The following is a 2,803-nucleotide window of genomic DNA, read 5'->3' as shown; positions in this document are numbered from 1 at the left end:
CATCTAGCTCAACGATCCCCGCGAGCATCGTCATGGAATCCGCCAGCGGCCTCGCAAATTCGCTGCAACTGCTAAAACTTTCCCAATCCGCCTCGGAATAGCTGATATCCGCCTTTCATTTGTTGATGCAGCGCCCTGCGGCGATTATTGTCAAAGGACGCGAGCTCTATAAGCTGCGCAATTCACCCATCTTTTCGCAAAGTCGCCTCTTCAGGCTGAGTGATGAAAAAAACAAATCGTATTGCTGCCCTCGTTGTTTTCGCCGCCCTGTTCTCCTTGGGAACCGGCCAGGTCTCGGCCCAGACTCAGTTGGCAGGTGTCGACGTGGACGCCCAGGGGATCTTGAAAGTCAAACAATTTGACCCTCGTCTGGCCAATCAACGACTGATCGAAGCTCGCAATCAAGCCGACACGGGCGTCATGCAGACGAGCAAATTGCGAAAAGTCTCCCTAAACCGACTCGAAGCGGCCATCGCCGAGCGACTCGAAGCTGGCGGCACGATTTCCGAGGACATGCAGGCGTTGGCCGGTTTGACGTCATTGCAATACGTCTTTTTCTACCCTGACACCAAAGACATCGTCGTCGCGGGGCCTGCCGAAGGGTTCGTCGCCGATCCCACCGAACGCTTGGTAGGCATTCAGTCTGGGAAACCGACCGTTTTGCTCGAAGACCTGGTGACTGCCCTGCGAGCCTACGCACCAAGTGCGAAACCAACTTCGCTGATCAGCGTTTCGATTGATCCCACCACCGAAGGATTGCAGCGGATGCAGCGATTCTTGGCCTCGGTTCGCGGACGAGTCCAACCCAGCGACGCGGAGCGATTGGCGATGGGACTGAAAGACAACTTGGGGCTGCAAACGGTCACGATCAACGGCATTCCCAATTCCACTCACTTTGCCCGCGTGTTGGTTGAGGCCGATTACCGCATGAAATTGATTGGCATCGGGTTGGAGCGACCGCCCGTACGGCTGCAAAGTTACGTCGATCGAGCGAACCCAAATCTTGTTGCGGCGAACGCGATGGAGCGTTGGTACTTTCAACCTAATTACGACGCGATCTCGGTCAGCGAAGACGGATTGGCGATGCGAATCAACGAACGAGGTGTCGAGCTTGTCGGGGCCAACGAACGCGTTGCCGATGGACGTCGCATGCAGATCGCAGGCAAAGTGAACCGCGCCAGCCAAACGTTCTGTAAAGATTTTACGACGGCGTATCCCGAGATCGCGAAAAAGGTTCGCATCTATGCGGAGCTTGCTCAATTGATCGACGTCGCTGTCGCCGCCGCCTACATCCAAGAGCAAGATTTTTACGGTCAAGCCGACTGGTCGATGCCGGTGTTGCAAGACGAAACGATGGTTCCCGTCGAAACCTACACCGCCCCCGAACAAGTCGAAACCGCTGTGAATGCCGTGTGGCGTGGCAATACGCTGATGACACCGCTTGGTGGCGGCGTGAACGTCCAACCACGACAAGCACTCAAACCCGAACACGTCAGCAAAGACACTGACGGTCGTGTTGTGAAAACCCGCAGCGAAGCTGGCCCCGCCGGTCTGAAACAGGGCCAATGGTGGTGGGACTGATCCCCGTTCTTCGCTGCTCCCAGTAGCGAAATGTGGAATAGGCTTCCAGCCTGTGATCGTCGTTGATCGCTCCGCGATCAGAACGCAATTCCGCGAAAGAGGACAAATCAATGACGCAACGAACACTCAAACTGCGTTGCTGTATCCCTGGTTCTCAGACACCCACCAAGAGTGAAAAAGAGCAGGCAGGAGCCTCCGGAGCAGTGCGTTACCAAGCAGGAGCCTGGTAACGAGGTGAAATGGCCGTCTAGCCCGTCATCTCGCTGGGCTTGCCTGAGGATCTTTGGCAAGATCCACTACATCCACCGATCTAAAAGCTCATTCGACCGCGCCAATGCCTCTTGGCGGGCGTATGATAAGTTCCGTGCTATCGCTCCCCAACGCACCGGTACGGAACGCTCATGAATCGGCCCAGTGAATTTCGCATGCCCAACGACGAGTGTCGACTCGTCGTGGTCCAGGACCAATTACAGCCGTGTCCCTACCTCGACGAAGCCGTCGCGAGGATGCCTCTGAGGCTGCCGATTGGTAACGTCACCCCGGAAATTACCGATCAAATGTTGGTGATGGGGTTTCGCCGAAGCGGCGATTTTGTCTACCGCACTCAGTGTCCCGCCTGCCAAGAATGTCGACCGACGCGGATTGACGTCTCTACCTTTCGGCTGACCAAATCGTTCAAGCGTGTGCTGCGGCGAGGCGATCAAGATCTGAGTTGCCAATGGAATCCACCAAGTGTCGATTCACTTCGTGTTGAAATCTTTAACCAACATCGGCAAGTCCGAAACTTAGGGCTGAGCGACGAACCGGTGGACGAAGATGCTTATCGGTCCTTCCTGGCCGACTCGTGCTGCCAGACTCGAGAGTTGTCGATTTGGAAAGATGGTGAATTGATCGCGGTTTCCATTGTGGACCTGGGCCGCGAAAGCACGTCGGCCGTCTACACCCACTTTCGTCCCGAGCATGGTCGATACAGTCTCGGGACGTACGCGGTGTTAAAGCAGATCGAATGGGCGGCTGCGACCGGTCGCCGCTACGTTTACTTGGGCATGTATGTCGCCGAAAACGATCATCTCAATTACAAGTCCAGATTCAAACCGCAGCAGCGACTGATTGACGGCAAATGGATTGATTTCGACAAGACTTAACTTCACCCTCCCTCCTGGGAGGGTCGGCCGCAGGATGCGGCCGGGGAGGGCTGGTGAAACGATGCTTGCACCGTCCA

The 2,803-nt window shown here is 55.9% G+C and carries 2 protein-coding genes; both read left to right on the top strand.

Going from position 1 to position 2,803, the window contains the following annotated elements; translation table 11 throughout:
- The first annotated feature begins 222 nt into the window (after positions 1-222).
- Entirely contained in the window at positions 223-1,581 is a 1,359-nt protein-coding gene (locus RMSM_RS16825) for a DUF1598 domain-containing protein (protein ID WP_081614190.1), read from the top strand.
- Between the two features lie 401 nt (positions 1,582-1,982).
- The gene (locus tag RMSM_RS16820; protein WP_008698667.1) at positions 1,983-2,726 is read left to right on the top strand and encodes an arginyltransferase; all 744 of its coding nucleotides are present in this window, start codon (positions 1,983-1,985) and stop codon (positions 2,724-2,726) included.
- Positions 2,727-2,803: the final 77 nt, after the last annotated feature.

The organism is Rhodopirellula maiorica SM1 (assembly GCF_000346295.1).
Classification (GTDB): domain Bacteria; phylum Planctomycetota; class Planctomycetia; order Pirellulales; family Pirellulaceae; genus Novipirellula; species Novipirellula maiorica.
Note: the sequence above shows the minus strand (reverse complement) of the source record. Positions and strands in the feature narration are given on the sequence as shown.